We start from the raw sequence: 14,558 nt of genomic DNA, 5'->3' as shown, positions 1-14,558 counted from the left end.
TGCGGCGCAAGACAGTTAAATGACAAGAGGATTAATGGCATGGTTGGCAGGAGCATTCTGATCGTCGACGACGAAGCGCCCATTCGCGAAATGATCGCCGTTGCGTTGGAAATGGCCGGCTATGACTGCCTGGAGGCCGAGAACTCGCAGCAGGCCCACGCCATCATTGTCGACCGCAAACCGGACCTGATCCTGCTCGACTGGATGCTGCCCGGCACCTCCGGCATCGAATTGGCCCGCCGCTTGAAGCGTGACGAGCTGACCGGGGACATCCCGATCATCATGCTCACCGCCAAGGGCGAAGAGGACAACAAGATCCAGGGCCTGGAAGTCGGCGCCGACGACTACATCACCAAACCGTTTTCCCCCCGTGAGCTGGTGGCGCGCCTGAAGGCTGTGCTGCGCCGTGCCGGCCCGACCGATGGCGAAGCACCAATCGAAGTCGGCGGCCTGCTGCTGGACCCGATCAGCCACCGCGTGACCATCGACGGCAAACCCGCCGAGATGGGCCCGACCGAATACCGCTTGCTGCAATTCTTCATGACCCACCAGGAACGCGCCTACACCCGTGGCCAGTTGCTGGATCAGGTCTGGGGCGGCAATGTGTATGTCGAGGAACGCACCGTCGACGTGCACATCCGTCGCCTGCGCAAAGCCCTCGGCGATGCCTACGAAAATCTGGTACAAACCGTGCGCGGCACCGGCTACCGCTTTTCTACCAAAGCCTGATACGGACCTTTCCCGCCCGACAAGCTGACAAGGACGCGCGTTCAAGTGAACCAAAACTGGCATGGCACCCTGATTCGCCACATGCTGCTACTGGTCACCGCCTGCCTGGTGATCGGACTGATCACCGGCTACTACGGCTGGAGCCTCGCCGCGGGCCTGGGTCTTTACCTGGCCTGGACCCTCAAGCAATTGCTGCGTCTGCACGAGTGGCTGCGCCTGCACAAACCCGATGAAGCACCGCCCGACGGCTATGGCCTGTGGGGCGAAGTGTTCGACAGCATCTATCACCTGCAACGCCGCGACCAACGCGTGCGCGGACGCCTGCAAGCGGTGATCGACCGGGTCCAGGAGTCCACCGCCGCATTGAAAGACGCGGTGATCATGCTCGACACCGACGGCAACCTCGAATGGTGGAACCGCGCGGCGGAAACCCTGCTCGGCCTCAAGACCCCGCAGGACAGCGGCCAGCCGGTGACCAACCTGGTGCGCCATCCGCGCTTCAAGGAATACTTCGAGCAGGACAGCTACGCCGAGCCGCTGGAAATCCCTTCGCCGATCAACGATCGTCTGCGCATTCAGCTGTACATCACCCGCTACGGCAACAACGAGCATTTGATGCTGGTGCGCGACGTGACACGTATCCATCAGCTGGAACAGATGCGTAAGGACTTCATCGCCAACGTCTCCCACGAATTGCGCACGCCGTTGACGGTTATCTGCGGGTATCTGGAAACTCTGCTCGACAATGTCGAGGACGTGAACCCGCGCTGGAGCCGTGCCCTGCAACAAATGCAGCAGCAAGGCGGGCGCATGCAAACGTTGCTCAACGACTTGCTGCTGCTGGCCAAACTGGAAGCCACCGATTACCCGTCGGACAACCAGCCCGTGGCCATCGACGGCTTGCTGCAATCGATCAAGAGCGACGCCCAGCAACTGTCGGGGCAAAAGAATCAGCACATCACCCTGGAAGCCGACCCGGCGATTCAGCTCAAGGGCAGCGAAGCCGAACTGCGCAGCGCGTTTTCCAACCTGGTGTTCAACGCGGTGAAATACACCCCGGCCGAAGGCAATATCCGCATTCGCTGGTGGGGCGACGAGCAAGGCGCGCACCTGAGCGTGCAGGACTCCGGCATCGGCATCGATAGCAAACACCTGCCGCGTCTGACCGAACGGTTCTATCGCGTCGACTCCAGCCGCAACTCCAACACCGGCGGCACCGGGCTTGGGCTGGCAATCGTCAAACATGTGCTGCTGCGCCACCGCGCACGGATGGAAATCAACAGCGTACCGGGCCACGGCAGTACATTTACCTGCCATTTCGCGCCCGCCCAGGTCACCAAATCCCGGGCCATCAGCACGGCCGACTGATACCGGCCAGCATTCGCCACTAGGCAAGCACCCGGTCAGCCGCTACATTGGCTGACTTGTGCCTGCCTTTCAGGCACCGCATTGACCCCCTTTTCGAATACACGGAACCCGCAAAACTCCATCATGGACCCTTCCCCTGGCTTGACCCTCGCGACACTCTTCGCCGATTTCGGCATGATTCTTTTTGCTCTGATCCTGGTATTGCTCAACGGATTCTTCGTTGCGGCAGAATTCGCCATGGTCAAACTGCGCTCGACCCGGGTCGAGGCCATCGCTGATAAAAACGGCTGGCGCGGGCATATCCTGCGCACCGTGCACAGTCAGCTCGATGCCTACCTGTCGGCGTGCCAACTGGGTATTACCCTCGCCTCCCTCGGTCTCGGCTGGGTCGGTGAACCGGCGTTCGCACACATCCTCGAGCCGATGCTGGAAGCCGTCGGCGTACAGTCGGCCGAAGTGATCAAAGGCGTGTCGTTCTTCGCCGCGTTCTTTGTGATCTCGTACCTGCACATTGTGGTCGGCGAACTGGCCCCGAAATCCTGGGCCATCCGCAAACCCGAGCTGTTGTCGCTGTGGACCGCCGTGCCGCTGTACCTGTTCTATTGGGCGATGTACCCGGCGATTTACCTGCTCAACGCCAGCGCCAACACCATCCTGCGGATCGCCGGCCAGGGTGAACCCGGCCCGCATCACGAACACCACTACAGCCGTGAAGAACTGAAACTGATCCTGCACTCCAGCCGTGGCCAGGACCCGAGCGACCAAGGCATGCGCGTGTTGGCCTCGGCCGTGGAAATGGGCGAACTGGAAGTGGTCGACTGGGCCAACTCCCGCGAAGACCTGGTGACGCTGGAGTTCAATGCGCCGCTCAAGGAAATCCTGGCGATGTTCCGTCGCCACAAATTCAGCCGTTATCCGGTGTACGACAGTGATCGTCAGGAGTTCGTCGGCCTGTTGCACATCAAGGACCTGCTGCTGGAACTGGCCGCGCTGGACCACATTCCCGAGTCGTTCAACCTCGCTGAGCTGACCCGACCACTGGAACGCGTATCGCGCCACATGCCGCTGTCGCAGTTGCTGGAACAGTTCCGCAAAGGCGGCTCGCATTTCGCGCTGGTCGAAGAGGCCGATGGCAACGTCATCGGTTACCTGACCATGGAAGACGTGCTGGAGGTGCTGGTCGGCGACATTCAGGACGAACATCGCAAGGCCGAGCGCGGGATTCTCGCGTATCAGCCGGGCAAGCTGCTGGTGCGCGGCGATACGCCTCTGTTCAAGGTCGAACGCCTGCTGGGCATCGACCTGGATCACATCGAAGCCGAAACCCTCGCCGGGCTGGTCTACGAAACCCTGAAACGGGTGCCGGAAGAGGAAGAAGTGCTGGAAGTCGAAGGTTTGCGGATCATCATCAAGAAGATGAAAGGGCCGAAGATCATCCTGGCCAAGGTGTTGATGCTGGATTGAGCCCTCCCCCTGTAGGAGCCGGCTTGCTGGCGATAAACGATAACGCGGTTTCACAAGACACCGCGGCGGCGCCATCGCCAGCAAGCCGGCTCCTACAAGGAAGGCGTCAGTCCGGACCACACATCATTGTTTGCCCAACGCAAAGTTGGGCAACGCCCCCACCGGTTGATTGAACTGGTACGGAATCGACACCAGCCCCAACCCTGTATTGCGCTGTACCACGAAATGCAGGTGCGGCCCGCTGCTGTTGCCGGTATTGCCTGAAAGCGCCAGCGGGCGCCCCACCGACACTCGCTGCCCTTCGCGAACACTCACCGACCCTTGCTTGAGGTGCAGATAAACGCCCATCGTCCCGTCATCGTGCAGCACTCGCACGAAATTGCCCGACGGATCGTTGCCGCGCCCGGTCTGGGCATTCTCGGTTTTCACCACCACCCCGCCTCGTGCCGCGACGATCGGCGTGCCTACAGGCATGGCGATGTCCATGGCATAGCGATTCTTCGGACCGAAGTGGCTGTATTGACCGTTGGCGCCTTGACTGAGCCGAAACGGTCCGCCACGCCAGGGGAAGGGGTATCGATAGGCCATGGCAGCCCCTGAGGGATCACCCAGGGAGTATTCGAATTTTGGGGTATACGCCAGCGGCATCTGCGCTTTCGTGGGCGTGAGCAGCGCCAGACGAATGCTGCTGCGCGCCGGCATGACCCGGCGAATCGGCCGGCTCGGCGCACCGCTGACGTTTTTCAGACCGGCGAAACTCAACTCGATCTCTACCGGCGCGTACAGGTCATTGCGCACGTACACGCTGTCCACGCCTTTTTTCTTGGTGATGACGAGGTACACCTGACGTTCAAGGTGCTCGACCATGCGATCACGAAAAGTGAACACCTGGGAGCCCTTCGTGGGGCGGTCGCTGTAGGAGATCACGCCATTGGCATCGGTGGACTTGTAGATGGTCATGGCCATGGCCGAGGTGGACGCCATGAACAGACCACAGCAAAACAGCAGGCGCGCGAGCATGGGCAGGATTCTGTCGAGTAAGGCCTGGGGATGAGCCTAGCAGCTGCAATGGACCCGGGTAGTCGGCAGATGTTTCAAAATGGGCAGTTCCGCAGATGTGCGGCAAATTTGAGGGCCCCTTCGCGAGCAAGCCCGCTCCTACAGGATTCACTCGGTACCTGTGGGAGCGGGCTTGCTCGCGAAGACGGACTGTCAGGCGACGAAGATCACGCGCCGGGTACGAAATGCTTCTGCGCCGTACCACGTGCTATCAAACGGGAGATGTAATCCAGTTTCTGCGCATCCTGGTCGACAAAGCGGAACGTCAGCTGCAGCCATTCGCTGTCGGGTTTCTGTTCATGAGCGACGATGGCGTGCAGGTAACCGTTCAGGCGGGCGACTTCGGCGTTGTCACCTTGCTCCAGATCGAGCACAGCGCTGTCGAGCACTTGCGGCAGGGCTTCGGTGCGTTTGACCACCAGCAGCGCTTCCTTGAGGCTCAAAGCCTTGATCACGCATTGCTGAATGCCATTGGGCAGGCGCAATTGACCCTGGCCACGACCGCCGGATGGTGCGGCAGACGCTGCTGGCGCCTTCACCGGCGGGCTGTTGAGCAAACCGCGGGACGGTGCAGCAGCCGCAGGGGCCGGGGCAGGTGCGGCGACAGGCTTGGCAAACGGGTTGGCCGCGACCGGCGCTGTTGCGGGCGCGACCACAGCAGCCTTGCCGCCGGTCAATGCGCTCAAGGAATCATTACCGAACGCCGAGTTCATTTTGGTCGGCGCGCTGTTCATCAAGGTATCGAGCTTGCCGACCTTGTTCAGCGCCTGCTTGACCTTGGTCAGCAGTTGTTCGTTGGTGAACGGTTTGCTGACGTAACCGGAAACCCCAGCCTGGATCGCCTGGACGACGTTCTCTTTGTCGCCACGGCTGGTCACCATCACGAAGGGCATGGTCTTGAGGTTGTCCTGCTCGCGACACCAGGTCAGCAATTCCAGGCCGGACATTTCCGGCATTTCCCAGTCGCACAGGACCAGGTCGAACGCCTCCCGTGCCAGCAAGGCCTGAGCCTTCCTGCCGTTGACCGCGTCTTCGATCCGGATCCCCGGGAAGTAGTTGCGCAGGCACTTCTTCACCAGGTCACGAATGAACGACGCATCGTCCACGACCAACACACTGACCTTACTCATCCATCACCCCTTTAAAAAATCCCGGCAAGCATACCGCTTTGCTGATGGCACATTGCCAAAAACCTTCAGTCACGCCGGGACTTTTCGTTCGCGGGTGCTGCTTTCGACTTCGTAAACCCGCAAACAAAAACGCCCGGCCAAAAGGCCGGGCGCTTTACTTGGGCAATCTTACTTATCGTCAACTTTGCCCGGAACATTAGCGGTTTCACCACTTGTGCCTTCAACTTCTTCCTTCATGCGCTTGAGGCCCAGATGACGCACGTCGGTACCACGCACCAGGTAAATCACCAGCTCGGAAATATTGCGCGCATGGTCGCCGATCCGCTCCAGCGAACGCAGCACCCAGATAATGCTCAGAACCCGCGAGATAGAGCGCGGGTCTTCCATCATGTAGGTGGCGAGCTCACGCAGGGCGGTCTTGTATTCGCGGTCGATGATCTTGTCGTACTGCGCCACCGACAACGCCAGGTCGGCGTCGAAGCGGGCAAATGCGTCCAGGGCGTCGCGAACCATGTTGCGCACCTGGTCGCCGATATGACGCACTTCGACGTAGCCGCGCGGGGCTTCGCCTTCTTCACACAACTGGATGGCGCGGCGGGCAATCTTGGTCGCTTCGTCGCCGATACGCTCAAGGTCGATTACCGACTTGGAAATGCTGATGATCAAACGCAAGTCGGACGCCGCCGGCTGACGACGGGCCAGAATGCGCAGGCATTCTTCGTCGATGTTGCGTTCCATCTGGTTGATCTGGTCATCGATCTCACGAACCTGCTGGGCCAGGCCCGAGTCGGCTTCGATCAGCGCGGTGACCGCGTCGTTGACCTGCTTTTCCACCAGCCCGCCCATGGCCAGGAGGTGGCTGCGCACTTCCTCCAGCTCGGCGTTGAACTGCGCGGAAATGTGGTGAGTAAGGCCTTCTTTACTAATCATGTTGGCGTCCTTGGAGCGTCCGGTGAGGTGCGGTGGGCCGCAGCGTCAGTTCAGTGAGCAACAACCGCTTCCTAGCCGTAGCGACCGGTAATGTAGTCTTCGGTCTGCTTCTTCGCCGGATTGGTGAACAGGGTATCGGTGTCGCCGAATTCCACCAGTTTGCCCATGTACATGAACGCCGTGTAGTCGGAAACCCGCGCGGCCTGTTGCATGTTGTGGGTCACGATGACGATGGTGAATTTCGATTTCAGTTCGTAGATCAGTTCTTCGACTTTCAGCGTCGAGATCGGATCGAGTGCCGAGCACGGTTCGTCGAGCAGCAGCACTTCCGGCTCCACGGCGATGGTGCGCGCGATCACCAGACGTTGTTGCTGACCACCCGACAGGCCCAGCGCCGACTCGTGCAGACGGTCTTTGACTTCATCCCACAGCGCCGCACCTTTCAATGCCCACTCGACAGCTTCGTCGAGGACGCGCTTTTTGTTGATGCCCTGGATGCGCAGGCCGTAGACCACGTTTTCGTAGATGGTTTTCGGGAACGGGTTCGGCTTCTGGAACACCATGCCGACGCGACGACGCAGCTCGGCCACGTCTTCGCCCTTGCGGTAGATGTTATTGCCGTAGAGGTTGATTTCGCCTTCTACGCGGCAACCGTCGACCAGGTCGTTCATGCGGTTGAAGGTGCGCAGCAGCGTGGACTTGCCGCAGCCGGACGGGCCGATGAAGGCAGTCACGCGCTGTTTCGGGATGTTCATGCTGACGTCGAACAGCGCTTGTTTGTCGCCGTAGAACAGGCTCAGGCCCGGCACTTCGATGGCCACGGTTTCCTGTGCAAGGCTCAGGCTCTGTTTGTCGCGGCCCAAGGCAGACATGTTGATGCCGTGGGTATGTGCTTCGTGCTGCATGGGAGGCTCCCTGTGCTGACAAATTCGGTTCGTTTAACCGCGGCGGAGCCAGCGGGTTACTCAAATTCTGTATCTATCGCGGTCCCTGTGGGAGCTGGCTTGCCAGCGATGCAGGCGATGCGGTGTTTCAGTAACACCGCGGTGATGCCATCGCTGGCAAGCCAGCTCCCACAGGATTTGTATTAGCTGTCCAGCGCTTTGTATTTCTCGCGCAGATGGTTACGGATATAAACGGCCGACAGGTTCAATGTCGCGATCACCAGTACCAGCAGCAGCGCCGTGGCGTACACCAGCGGTCGGGCGGCTTCGACGTTCGGGCTCTGGAAGCCGACGTCATAAATATGGAAGCCCAGGTGCATGATCTTCTGGTCGAGGTGAAGGTACGGGTAGTTGCCATCCAGCGGCAGCGACGGCGCCAGTTTCACCACACCCACCAGCATCAACGGCGCCACTTCACCGGCGGCGCGAGCCACAGCGAGGATCATGCCGGTCATCATCGCCGGGCTGGCCATCGGCAGCACGATCTTCCACAAGGTTTCGGCCTTGGTCGCGCCGAGGGCCAACGAGCCTTCACGAACGGTGCGAGGGATCCGCGCCAGGCCTTCTTCGGTGGCCACGATCACCACCGGCACCGCCAGCAGCGCCAGGGTCAGCGACGCCCAGAGCAGACCCGGCGTACCGAAGGTCGGTGCCGGCAGCGCTTCCGGGAAGAACAACCGGTCGACCGAGCCGCCCAGCACGTAAACGAAGAAGCCCAGACCGAACACGCCGTAAACGATGGCCGGAACGCCCGCCAGGTTGTTCACGGCGATACGGATAATCCGCGTCAGCGCGTTCTGCTTGGCGTATTCACGCAGGTAAACCGCCGCCAGCACGCCGAACGGCGTCACGATCATCGCCATGATCAGGGTCATCATCACGGTGCCGAAGATGGCCGGGAAAATCCCGCCTTCGGTGTTCGCTTCACGCGGGTCGTCGCTGAGGAATTCCCAGACCTTGCTGAAGTAGAAACCGATTTTGGTCATCGTGCCCATGGCGTTCGGCTGGTAGGCGTGAACCACTTTGCCGATGCCGATTTCAACCTCTTTGCCGTTGGCGTCGCGAGCAGTCAGGCTGTCGCGATTGAACTGGGCGTGCAGGTCGTTCAGGCGTGCTTCGATGTCCTGATAACGTGCGTTCAGCTCGGCGCGCTCGGATTCCATGTCCGCTTGCGCGGTGGCATCGAGCTTGCCGGCCAGTTCCAGTTTGCGACCGTGCAGACGGATGCGCTCGAGGCCGGCGTTGATCGCGCCGATGTCGACTTTTTCCAGGGTCTTGAGCTGGGCGGCGAGCTTGTTCACGCGATCCACCCGTGCCTGCAACTCAGGCCATGCGGCTTCGCCTTCAGCGATGACTTTGCCATCCTGTTTGACGTTGACCAGGTAGCCGTAGAAATTGCCCCACTCGCGACGCTCGATAGCCATCAGCTCAGGCGGGGTTTTCTGGTTGGTCAGCCACTCACCGACAATCCAGGTGAAGTCGTTGCCGTTCAAGTCACGGTTGCCGACCTTGATCAGCTCGCGGGTCATGAACTCCGGGCCTTCGTCAGGCACCGGCAGCCCGGCGCTTTTCAGGCGCGCGCGCGGCACTTCTTCTTTCTGCACCACTTCGCCGATGACCAGGTGATTGGCCTGGCCCGGCACGTCGTAGCTGGCGTGAATCAAGTCCGCCGGCCAGAAGTGACCCAGACCGCGCACGGCAATCACCGCCAGCAGGCCAATGGTCATGATGACCGCGATGGACACCGCGCCACCGCTGATCCAGACGCCCGGGGCGCCGCTCTTGAACCATCCATTCAGGGAGTTCTGTTTCACAGACTTCTACCTTTCTTAAAGCGACGAGTATTTCTTGCGCAGACGCTGACGAATCAGTTCTGCGAGGGTGTTCATGACGAAGGTGAACAACAGCAGCACCAGCGCCGAGAGGAACAGCACGCGGTAGTGGCTGCCGCCGACTTCCGATTCGGGCATTTCCACCGCGACGTTGGCGGCCAGCGTTCGCAGACCTTCGAACAGGTTCATTTCCATGACCGGGGTGTTGCCGGTGGCCATCAGCACGATCATGGTTTCACCGACCGCGCGGCCCATGCCGATCATCAGCGCCGAGAAGATGCCCGGGCTGGCGGTGAGGATCACCACGCGAGTCATGGTCTGCCACGGCGTGGCACCGAGGGCCAGGGAACCGAGGGTCAGGCCGCGAGGCACGCTGAACACGGCGTCTTCGGCGATGGAGTAGATGTTCGGGATGACCGCGAAGCCCATGGCCAGACCGACCACCAGTGCGTTGCGCTGGTCGTAGGTGATGCCCAGGTCGTGGGAGATCCACATGCGCATGTCGCCGCCGAAGAACCAGTTCTCCATGAACGGGCTCATGTACAGCGAGAGCCAGCCCACGAACAGGATCACCGGAATCAGAATCGCGCTTTCCCAACCGTCCGGCACTTTCAGGCGGATCGATTCAGGCAGGCGGCTGAAGACGAAGCCGGCCACCAGAATGCCAATCGGCAAGAGCATCAACAGGCTGAAGATGCCCGGCAAATGCCCTTCTACATACGGTGCGAGGAACAGGCCGGCGAAGAAACCGAGGATCACCGTCGGCATCGCCTCCATCAGCTCGATCACCGGCTTGACCTTGCGGCGCATGCCCGGGGCCATGAAATACGCGGTGTAGATCGCCGCGGCAACGGCCAGTGGAGCGGCCAGCAGCATGGCGTAGAACGCGGCTTTCAGGGTGCCGAAGGTCAGCGGAGACAAGCTCAGCTTCGGTTCGAAATCGGTGTTGGCGGCGGTCGATTGCCAGACGTATTTAGGCTCGTCGTAGTTCTCGTACCAGACCTTGCTCCACAGCGCGCTCCAGGATACTTCCGGGTGCGGGTTGTCGAGCAGCAGTGGTTGAATCTTGCCGCCGGCTTCCACGATCACGCGGTTGGCCCGTGGCGACAGACCGAACAGGCCCTGGCCTTCCACGACCTGATCCACCAGCAAGGTGCGGTGCGCGGTGCTGTGGAACACGCCGAGCTTGCCGGAGGCGTCGAGGGCGATGAAGCCTTTGCGACGTTCTTCGGCGGTGATTTCAACGATCGGCGTGGTGCCCATCTGGAAGGTGCGGATCTGCTTCAGGCGCAGCTCACCATCCGGGTCGCGGGCCATGAACCACTGGGCCAGACCACCTTTGGAGTCGCCGAGGATCAACGAGATACCGCCCACCAGTTGGGTGCTGGCGGTGATTTCGGCCTCGCCGTTTTCGAGCAACTTGTAGCGACCGTTGAGGCTCTTGTCGCGCAGGCTGAACACGTCGGCTTGCGCACGACCGTTAATCACATACAGCCATTGCTGACGCGGGTCGACGAAGATGTTCTTCACCGGCTCGGTCATCTGCGGCAGCTCGATCCGCTTCTGCTCGTTGGTGATTTCGCCGGTCATCATGTTTTCTTCGCTGGTCAGCGAGAGCACATTGAGTTGCGAACCGGTGGAACCGACCAGCATCAGGGTCGAATCCGTAGCGTTGAGGCTGACGTGCTCCAGGGCACCGCCCGCCTCGTTCAGCGCAATCGGGGTTTCACCGTACGGGTATTCGATAGCTGGCGAGATGGTTTTCTTGCCATCCGGGTAGCTGACTTTATAGGTGTGACGGAACACCAACGCCTGGCCGTTGGAGAAGCCCACCGCCACCAATGGATGGCCCGGTTGGTCTTCGCCGATGGAGGTCACGGTAGCGCCGGCCGGAACCGGCAGATCGACGCGCTTGAGTTCAGCGCCACTGTCGATATCAAAGAACAGCGCCTGCCCTTTGTCGGAAACCCGCATGGCGACCTGGTTCTGCTCTTCCAGGGAGATCATCAGCGGCTTGCCGGCGTCCTGCATCCAGGCGGGCGTGATGGATTCCTTGGCGGTCAGGTCGGCCCCCTGGAACAGGGGCAGGACGACGTAGGCAAGGAAGAAAAAGATCAGCGTGATCGCGCCGAGAACGGCGAGGCCGCCCACGAGGACGTACCAGCGGGTCAGGCGATCCTTGAGCGCGCGGATGCGGCGCTTGCGTTGTAACTCAGGCGTATTGAAATCAATTCGCTTGGGGGGATTTGTAGTCATGGTGGAATTGGCCAGATCATTCATGCGCACACCCTAGCGATCCTGTATGACAGAAAGATGACAATGCAGTGACGCAACAAATCCGCCGCCAGCGGGAACTGGCAGTGGATCAAAAATTGGGGGGTGTAGGAGCCGGCTTGCTGGCGATTGCATCACCGTGGTGTCCTGTCAGACCGAGTCGTCAGGATCGCCAGCAAGCCGGCTCCTACAGGTCCGGGGCGTGCCCCGGGCCTAGGGTTTTACTTTTTTGCGACTTCAGCGCCGCCTTCCTTCAAACCCAGGTCAGCCAGTGCTTTGGCAGCAACCTTGGCTGGCAGCGGGATGTAGCCATCTTTCACAACCACTTCCTGACCCTGTTTGGACAGGATCAGTTTCACGAACTCGGCTTCCAGCGGGGCCAGAGGCTTGTTCGGGGCTTTGTTGACGTAAACGTAGAGGAAGCGCGACAGCGGATACTTGCCGTTCAGGGCGTTTTCTTCGGAGTCTTCGATGAAGTCAGTGCTGCCTTTCTTGGCCAGTGCAACAGTCTTCACGCTAGCGGTCTTGTAGCCGATGCCCGAGTAACCGATGCCGTTCAGCGAGGAGCTGATCGACTGCACGACCGAAGCCGAACCTGGTTGTTCGTTGACGTTTGGCTTGTAGTCGCCTTTGCACAGGGCTTCTTCTTTGAAGTAGCCGTAAGTGCCGGATACCGAGTTACGACCGAACAGCTGAACCGGCTTGTTGGCCAGGTCGCCGGTCACGCCCAGGTCGCCCCAGGTTTTCACTTCGGTTTTAGCGCCGCACAGACGAGTGGACGAGAAGATCGCGTCGACTTGTTCCATGGTCAGGTGCTGGATCGGGTTGTCTTTGTGCACGAACACAGCCAGGGCGTCCACGGCAACCGGGATCGCGGTTGGCTTGTAACCGTACTTCTGCTCGAAGGCAGCCAGTTCGGTGTCTTTCATCTTGCGGCTCATCGGGCCCAGGTTGGAGGTGCCTTCAGTCAGCGCAGGTGGCGCAGTGGCGGAGCCAGCGGCCTGAATCTGGATGTTTACGTTCGGGTATTCTTTTTTGTAGTTCTCAGCCCACAGGGTCATGAGGTTGGCCAGGGTATCGGAGCCGACGCTGGACAGGTTGCCCGACACACCAGTGGTCTTGGTGTAGCTCGGGATAGCAGGGTCAACAGCGGCAACCGCGTTGGCAGTCGCAACGCCAGCAGCGACAAAAGTCATTGCCGCCATCAAACGCTTCAGTTTCATGCCTTACTCCTAGCAGATAGGGTGTGTTAGTCGGGGCCAAGTATCAGCAGGCCGTGTGAACACTCTATGGCTGAAATATGACAATTGGATGAAAGGCCAGCATTCAGTGTTTCGAAGTAATACCGCGTGATCATTCATCGCCAGCAAGCCGGCTCCTACAGGAATTTCGTGTCAGGCACGAATCATGTGAACGACAGTGATCAACTGCAGGAGCCGGCTTGCTGGCGAAGGCGTGCGGACTAACGCCCCTTCTTCCACAGATAAGCACCCACCAGAATCCCGACCCCGCACAGCACCGCGACGTAATACGCCGGGCCCATCGGGCTTTCCTTGAGCAGCAGGCTGACGATCATCGGCGTCAGGCCACCGAAAATGGCGTAAGCCACGTTGTAGGAGAACGACAGGCCGCTGAAGCGCACCACAGGCGGGAATGCCTTGACCATGACGTACGGAACCGCGCCGATGGTGCCCACCAGCAAGCCAGTCAATGCGTACATCGGGAACAACCAGTCAGGATGCTCGGCCAGGCTGTGGTAGAAGGTCCAGGAGCTGGCCAGCAACGCGGCACAGCCGAACACGAACACCCGCCCCGCACCGAAGCGATCCGCGAGGGCGCCGGCAACGATGCAACCAATGCTCAGGAACACGATCGCCACACTGTTGGACTGCAGGGCGGTGGTTGGCGAGAAGTGATGGACCGTCTGCAACACAGTCGGGGTCATCAAAATCAACACCACGATGGCGGCAGACAGCAACCAGGTCAGCAGCATGGAAATCAGAATAGCCCCGCGATGGTCGCGCAACACTGCGCGCAGCGGCACTTCTTCGGCCAGCGCCTTGCGCAGTTGCAGCTCCGCGAAAACAGGGGTCTCGTGCAACCAGCGGCGCAGATAAACCGAGAACAGCCCGAACACACCGCCCAGCAGGAACGGGATCCGCCAGGCGTAATCCGCCACTTCCACCGGGGTGTAGATGCTGTTGATCGCGGTGGCGACCAGCGAACCGAGGAGGATGCCCGCCGTCAGACCACTCGTCAGGGTGCCGCAGGCGTAGCCGATGTGCCGCTGCGGCACGTGTTCGGAAACGAAGACCCATGCGCCCGGCACTTCACCGCCAATTGCCGCGCCCTGGATCACCCGCATCAGCAGCAACAGGATGGGCGCCCACATGCCGATTTGCGCGTATGTCGGCAGCAAACCCATGATCAGGGTCGGCACCGCCATCATGAAAATACTCAGGGTGAACATCTTCTTGCGACCCAGCAGGTCGCCGAAGTGCGCCATCACGATGCCGCCCAGCGGTCGCGCCAGGTAGCCAGCGGCGAAGATGCCGAAGGTTTGCATCAGGCGCAGCCACTCCGGCATGTCGGCCGGGAAGAATAGCTTGCCGACCACCGTGGCGAAGAACACGAAAATGATGAAGTCGTAGAACTCCAGCGCGCCGCCCAGGGCGGACAGCGATAAAGTCTTGTAGTCATTGCGGGTCAACGGACGTGCGGATTGTGTTGGCTGCGCAGTGCTCGAAGGCGCTGTGGTCATGGCAAGGCTTCTCTTATAGTCGGATCTGCAACCCCAACAACGCTGGCGGAGGCTTGGGCAGGTTCGG

General features: G+C 60.5%; 11 protein-coding genes. 3 read left to right on the top strand and 8 right to left on the bottom strand.

Annotation, left to right across the window (positions count from 1 at the left end):
* Nucleotides 1-39 precede the first annotated feature (39 nt).
* The 3 genes from phoB (at nucleotide 40) to PMI01S_RS01610 (ending at nucleotide 3,561) form a co-directional block, all read left to right on the top strand.
* Complete coding sequence (phoB, locus tag PMI01S_RS01620) at nucleotides 40-729, top strand: phosphate regulon transcriptional regulator PhoB (protein WP_007896474.1); 690 nt, start codon at nucleotides 40-42, stop codon at nucleotides 727-729.
* An 81-nt stretch (nucleotides 730-810) separates the two neighbouring features.
* Nucleotides 811-2,097: a phosphate regulon sensor histidine kinase PhoR gene (gene phoR, locus PMI01S_RS01615; RefSeq protein ID WP_235864489.1), complete on the top strand. Its 1,287-nt coding sequence runs from the start codon at nucleotides 811-813 to the stop codon at nucleotides 2,095-2,097.
* A 123-nt stretch (nucleotides 2,098-2,220) separates the two neighbouring features.
* Entirely contained in the window at nucleotides 2,221-3,561 is a 1,341-nt protein-coding gene (locus PMI01S_RS01610) for a hemolysin family protein (RefSeq protein ID WP_084317717.1), read from the top strand.
* A 123-nt stretch (nucleotides 3,562-3,684) separates the two neighbouring features.
* Here PMI01S_RS01610 and PMI01S_RS01605 read toward each other — a convergent pair whose 3' ends face one another.
* The 8 genes from PMI01S_RS01605 to PMI01S_RS01570 all read right to left on the bottom strand — a co-directional run bounded on the left by PMI01S_RS01605 (nucleotide 3,685) and on the right by PMI01S_RS01570 (nucleotide 14,491).
* Complete coding sequence (locus PMI01S_RS01605; protein WP_084317716.1) at nucleotides 3,685-4,581, bottom strand: peptidoglycan DD-metalloendopeptidase family protein; 897 nt, start codon at nucleotides 4,579-4,581, stop codon at nucleotides 3,685-3,687.
* A 206-nt stretch (nucleotides 4,582-4,787) separates the two neighbouring features.
* Entirely contained in the window at nucleotides 4,788-5,750 is a 963-nt protein-coding gene (locus PMI01S_RS01600) for a response regulator (protein ID WP_084317715.1), read from the bottom strand.
* Nucleotides 5,751-5,918: 168 nt separating this feature from the next.
* The gene (gene phoU / locus PMI01S_RS01595; protein WP_084317714.1) at nucleotides 5,919-6,680 is read right to left on the bottom strand and encodes a phosphate signaling complex protein PhoU; all 762 of its coding nucleotides are present in this window, start codon (nucleotides 6,678-6,680) and stop codon (nucleotides 5,919-5,921) included.
* Between the two features lie 71 nt (nucleotides 6,681-6,751).
* Nucleotides 6,752-7,585 (bottom strand): phosphate ABC transporter ATP-binding protein PstB, encoded by an 834-nt coding sequence (gene pstB / locus PMI01S_RS01590; protein WP_084317713.1) that lies wholly within the window; start codon nucleotides 7,583-7,585, stop codon nucleotides 6,752-6,754.
* Between the two features lie 182 nt (nucleotides 7,586-7,767).
* Nucleotides 7,768-9,438, bottom strand: coding sequence for a phosphate ABC transporter permease PstA (gene pstA / locus PMI01S_RS01585; RefSeq protein ID WP_084317712.1), 1,671 nt, complete (start codon nucleotides 9,436-9,438; stop codon nucleotides 7,768-7,770).
* 15 nt (nucleotides 9,439-9,453) lie between these two features.
* Entirely contained in the window at nucleotides 9,454-11,487 is a 2,034-nt protein-coding gene (locus PMI01S_RS01580; RefSeq protein ID WP_174602644.1) for an ABC transporter permease family protein, read from the bottom strand.
* Nucleotides 11,488-11,951: 464 nt separating this feature from the next.
* Nucleotides 11,952-12,953 (bottom strand): phosphate ABC transporter substrate-binding protein PstS, encoded by a 1,002-nt coding sequence (locus tag PMI01S_RS01575; protein ID WP_084317710.1) that lies wholly within the window; start codon nucleotides 12,951-12,953, stop codon nucleotides 11,952-11,954.
* 239 nt (nucleotides 12,954-13,192) lie between these two features.
* The gene (locus PMI01S_RS01570) at nucleotides 13,193-14,491 is read right to left on the bottom strand and encodes an MFS transporter (protein WP_084317709.1); all 1,299 of its coding nucleotides are present in this window, start codon (nucleotides 14,489-14,491) and stop codon (nucleotides 13,193-13,195) included.
* Nucleotides 14,492-14,558 lie beyond the last annotated feature (67 nt).

The organism is Pseudomonas migulae NBRC 103157 (assembly GCF_002091715.1).
Classification (GTDB): domain Bacteria; phylum Pseudomonadota; class Gammaproteobacteria; order Pseudomonadales; family Pseudomonadaceae; genus Aquipseudomonas; species Aquipseudomonas migulae_A.
Note: the sequence above shows the minus strand (reverse complement) of the source record. Positions and strands in the feature narration are given on the sequence as shown.

Bases quoted from the DNA above. Each gene is read 5' to 3' on its own strand.
- phoB (WP_007896474.1), top strand. From the start codon at position 40: ATGGTTGGCAGGAGCATTCTGATCGTCGACGACGAAGCGCCCATTCGC.
- phoR (WP_235864489.1), top strand. From the start codon at position 811: ATGCTGCTACTGGTCACCGCCTGCCTGGTGATCGGACTGATCACCGGC.
- PMI01S_RS01610 (WP_084317717.1), top strand. From the start codon at position 2,221: ATGGACCCTTCCCCTGGCTTGACCCTCGCGACACTCTTCGCCGATTTC.
- PMI01S_RS01605 (WP_084317716.1), bottom strand. From the start codon at position 4,581: ATGCTCGCGCGCCTGCTGTTTTGCTGTGGTCTGTTCATGGCGTCCACC.
- PMI01S_RS01600 (WP_084317715.1), bottom strand. From the start codon at position 5,750: ATGAGTAAGGTCAGTGTGTTGGTCGTGGACGATGCGTCGTTCATTCGT.
- phoU (WP_084317714.1), bottom strand. From the start codon at position 6,680: ATGATTAGTAAAGAAGGCCTTACTCACCACATTTCCGCGCAGTTCAAC.
- pstB (WP_084317713.1), bottom strand. From the start codon at position 7,585: ATGCAGCACGAAGCACATACCCACGGCATCAACATGTCTGCCTTGGGC.
- PMI01S_RS01580 (WP_174602644.1), bottom strand. From the start codon at position 11,487: ATGCAGGACGCCGGCAAGCCGCTGATGATCTCCCTGGAAGAGCAGAAC.
- PMI01S_RS01575 (WP_084317710.1), bottom strand. From the start codon at position 12,953: ATGAAACTGAAGCGTTTGATGGCGGCAATGACTTTTGTCGCTGCTGGC.
- PMI01S_RS01570 (WP_084317709.1), bottom strand. From the start codon at position 14,491: ATGACCACAGCGCCTTCGAGCACTGCGCAGCCAACACAATCCGCACGT.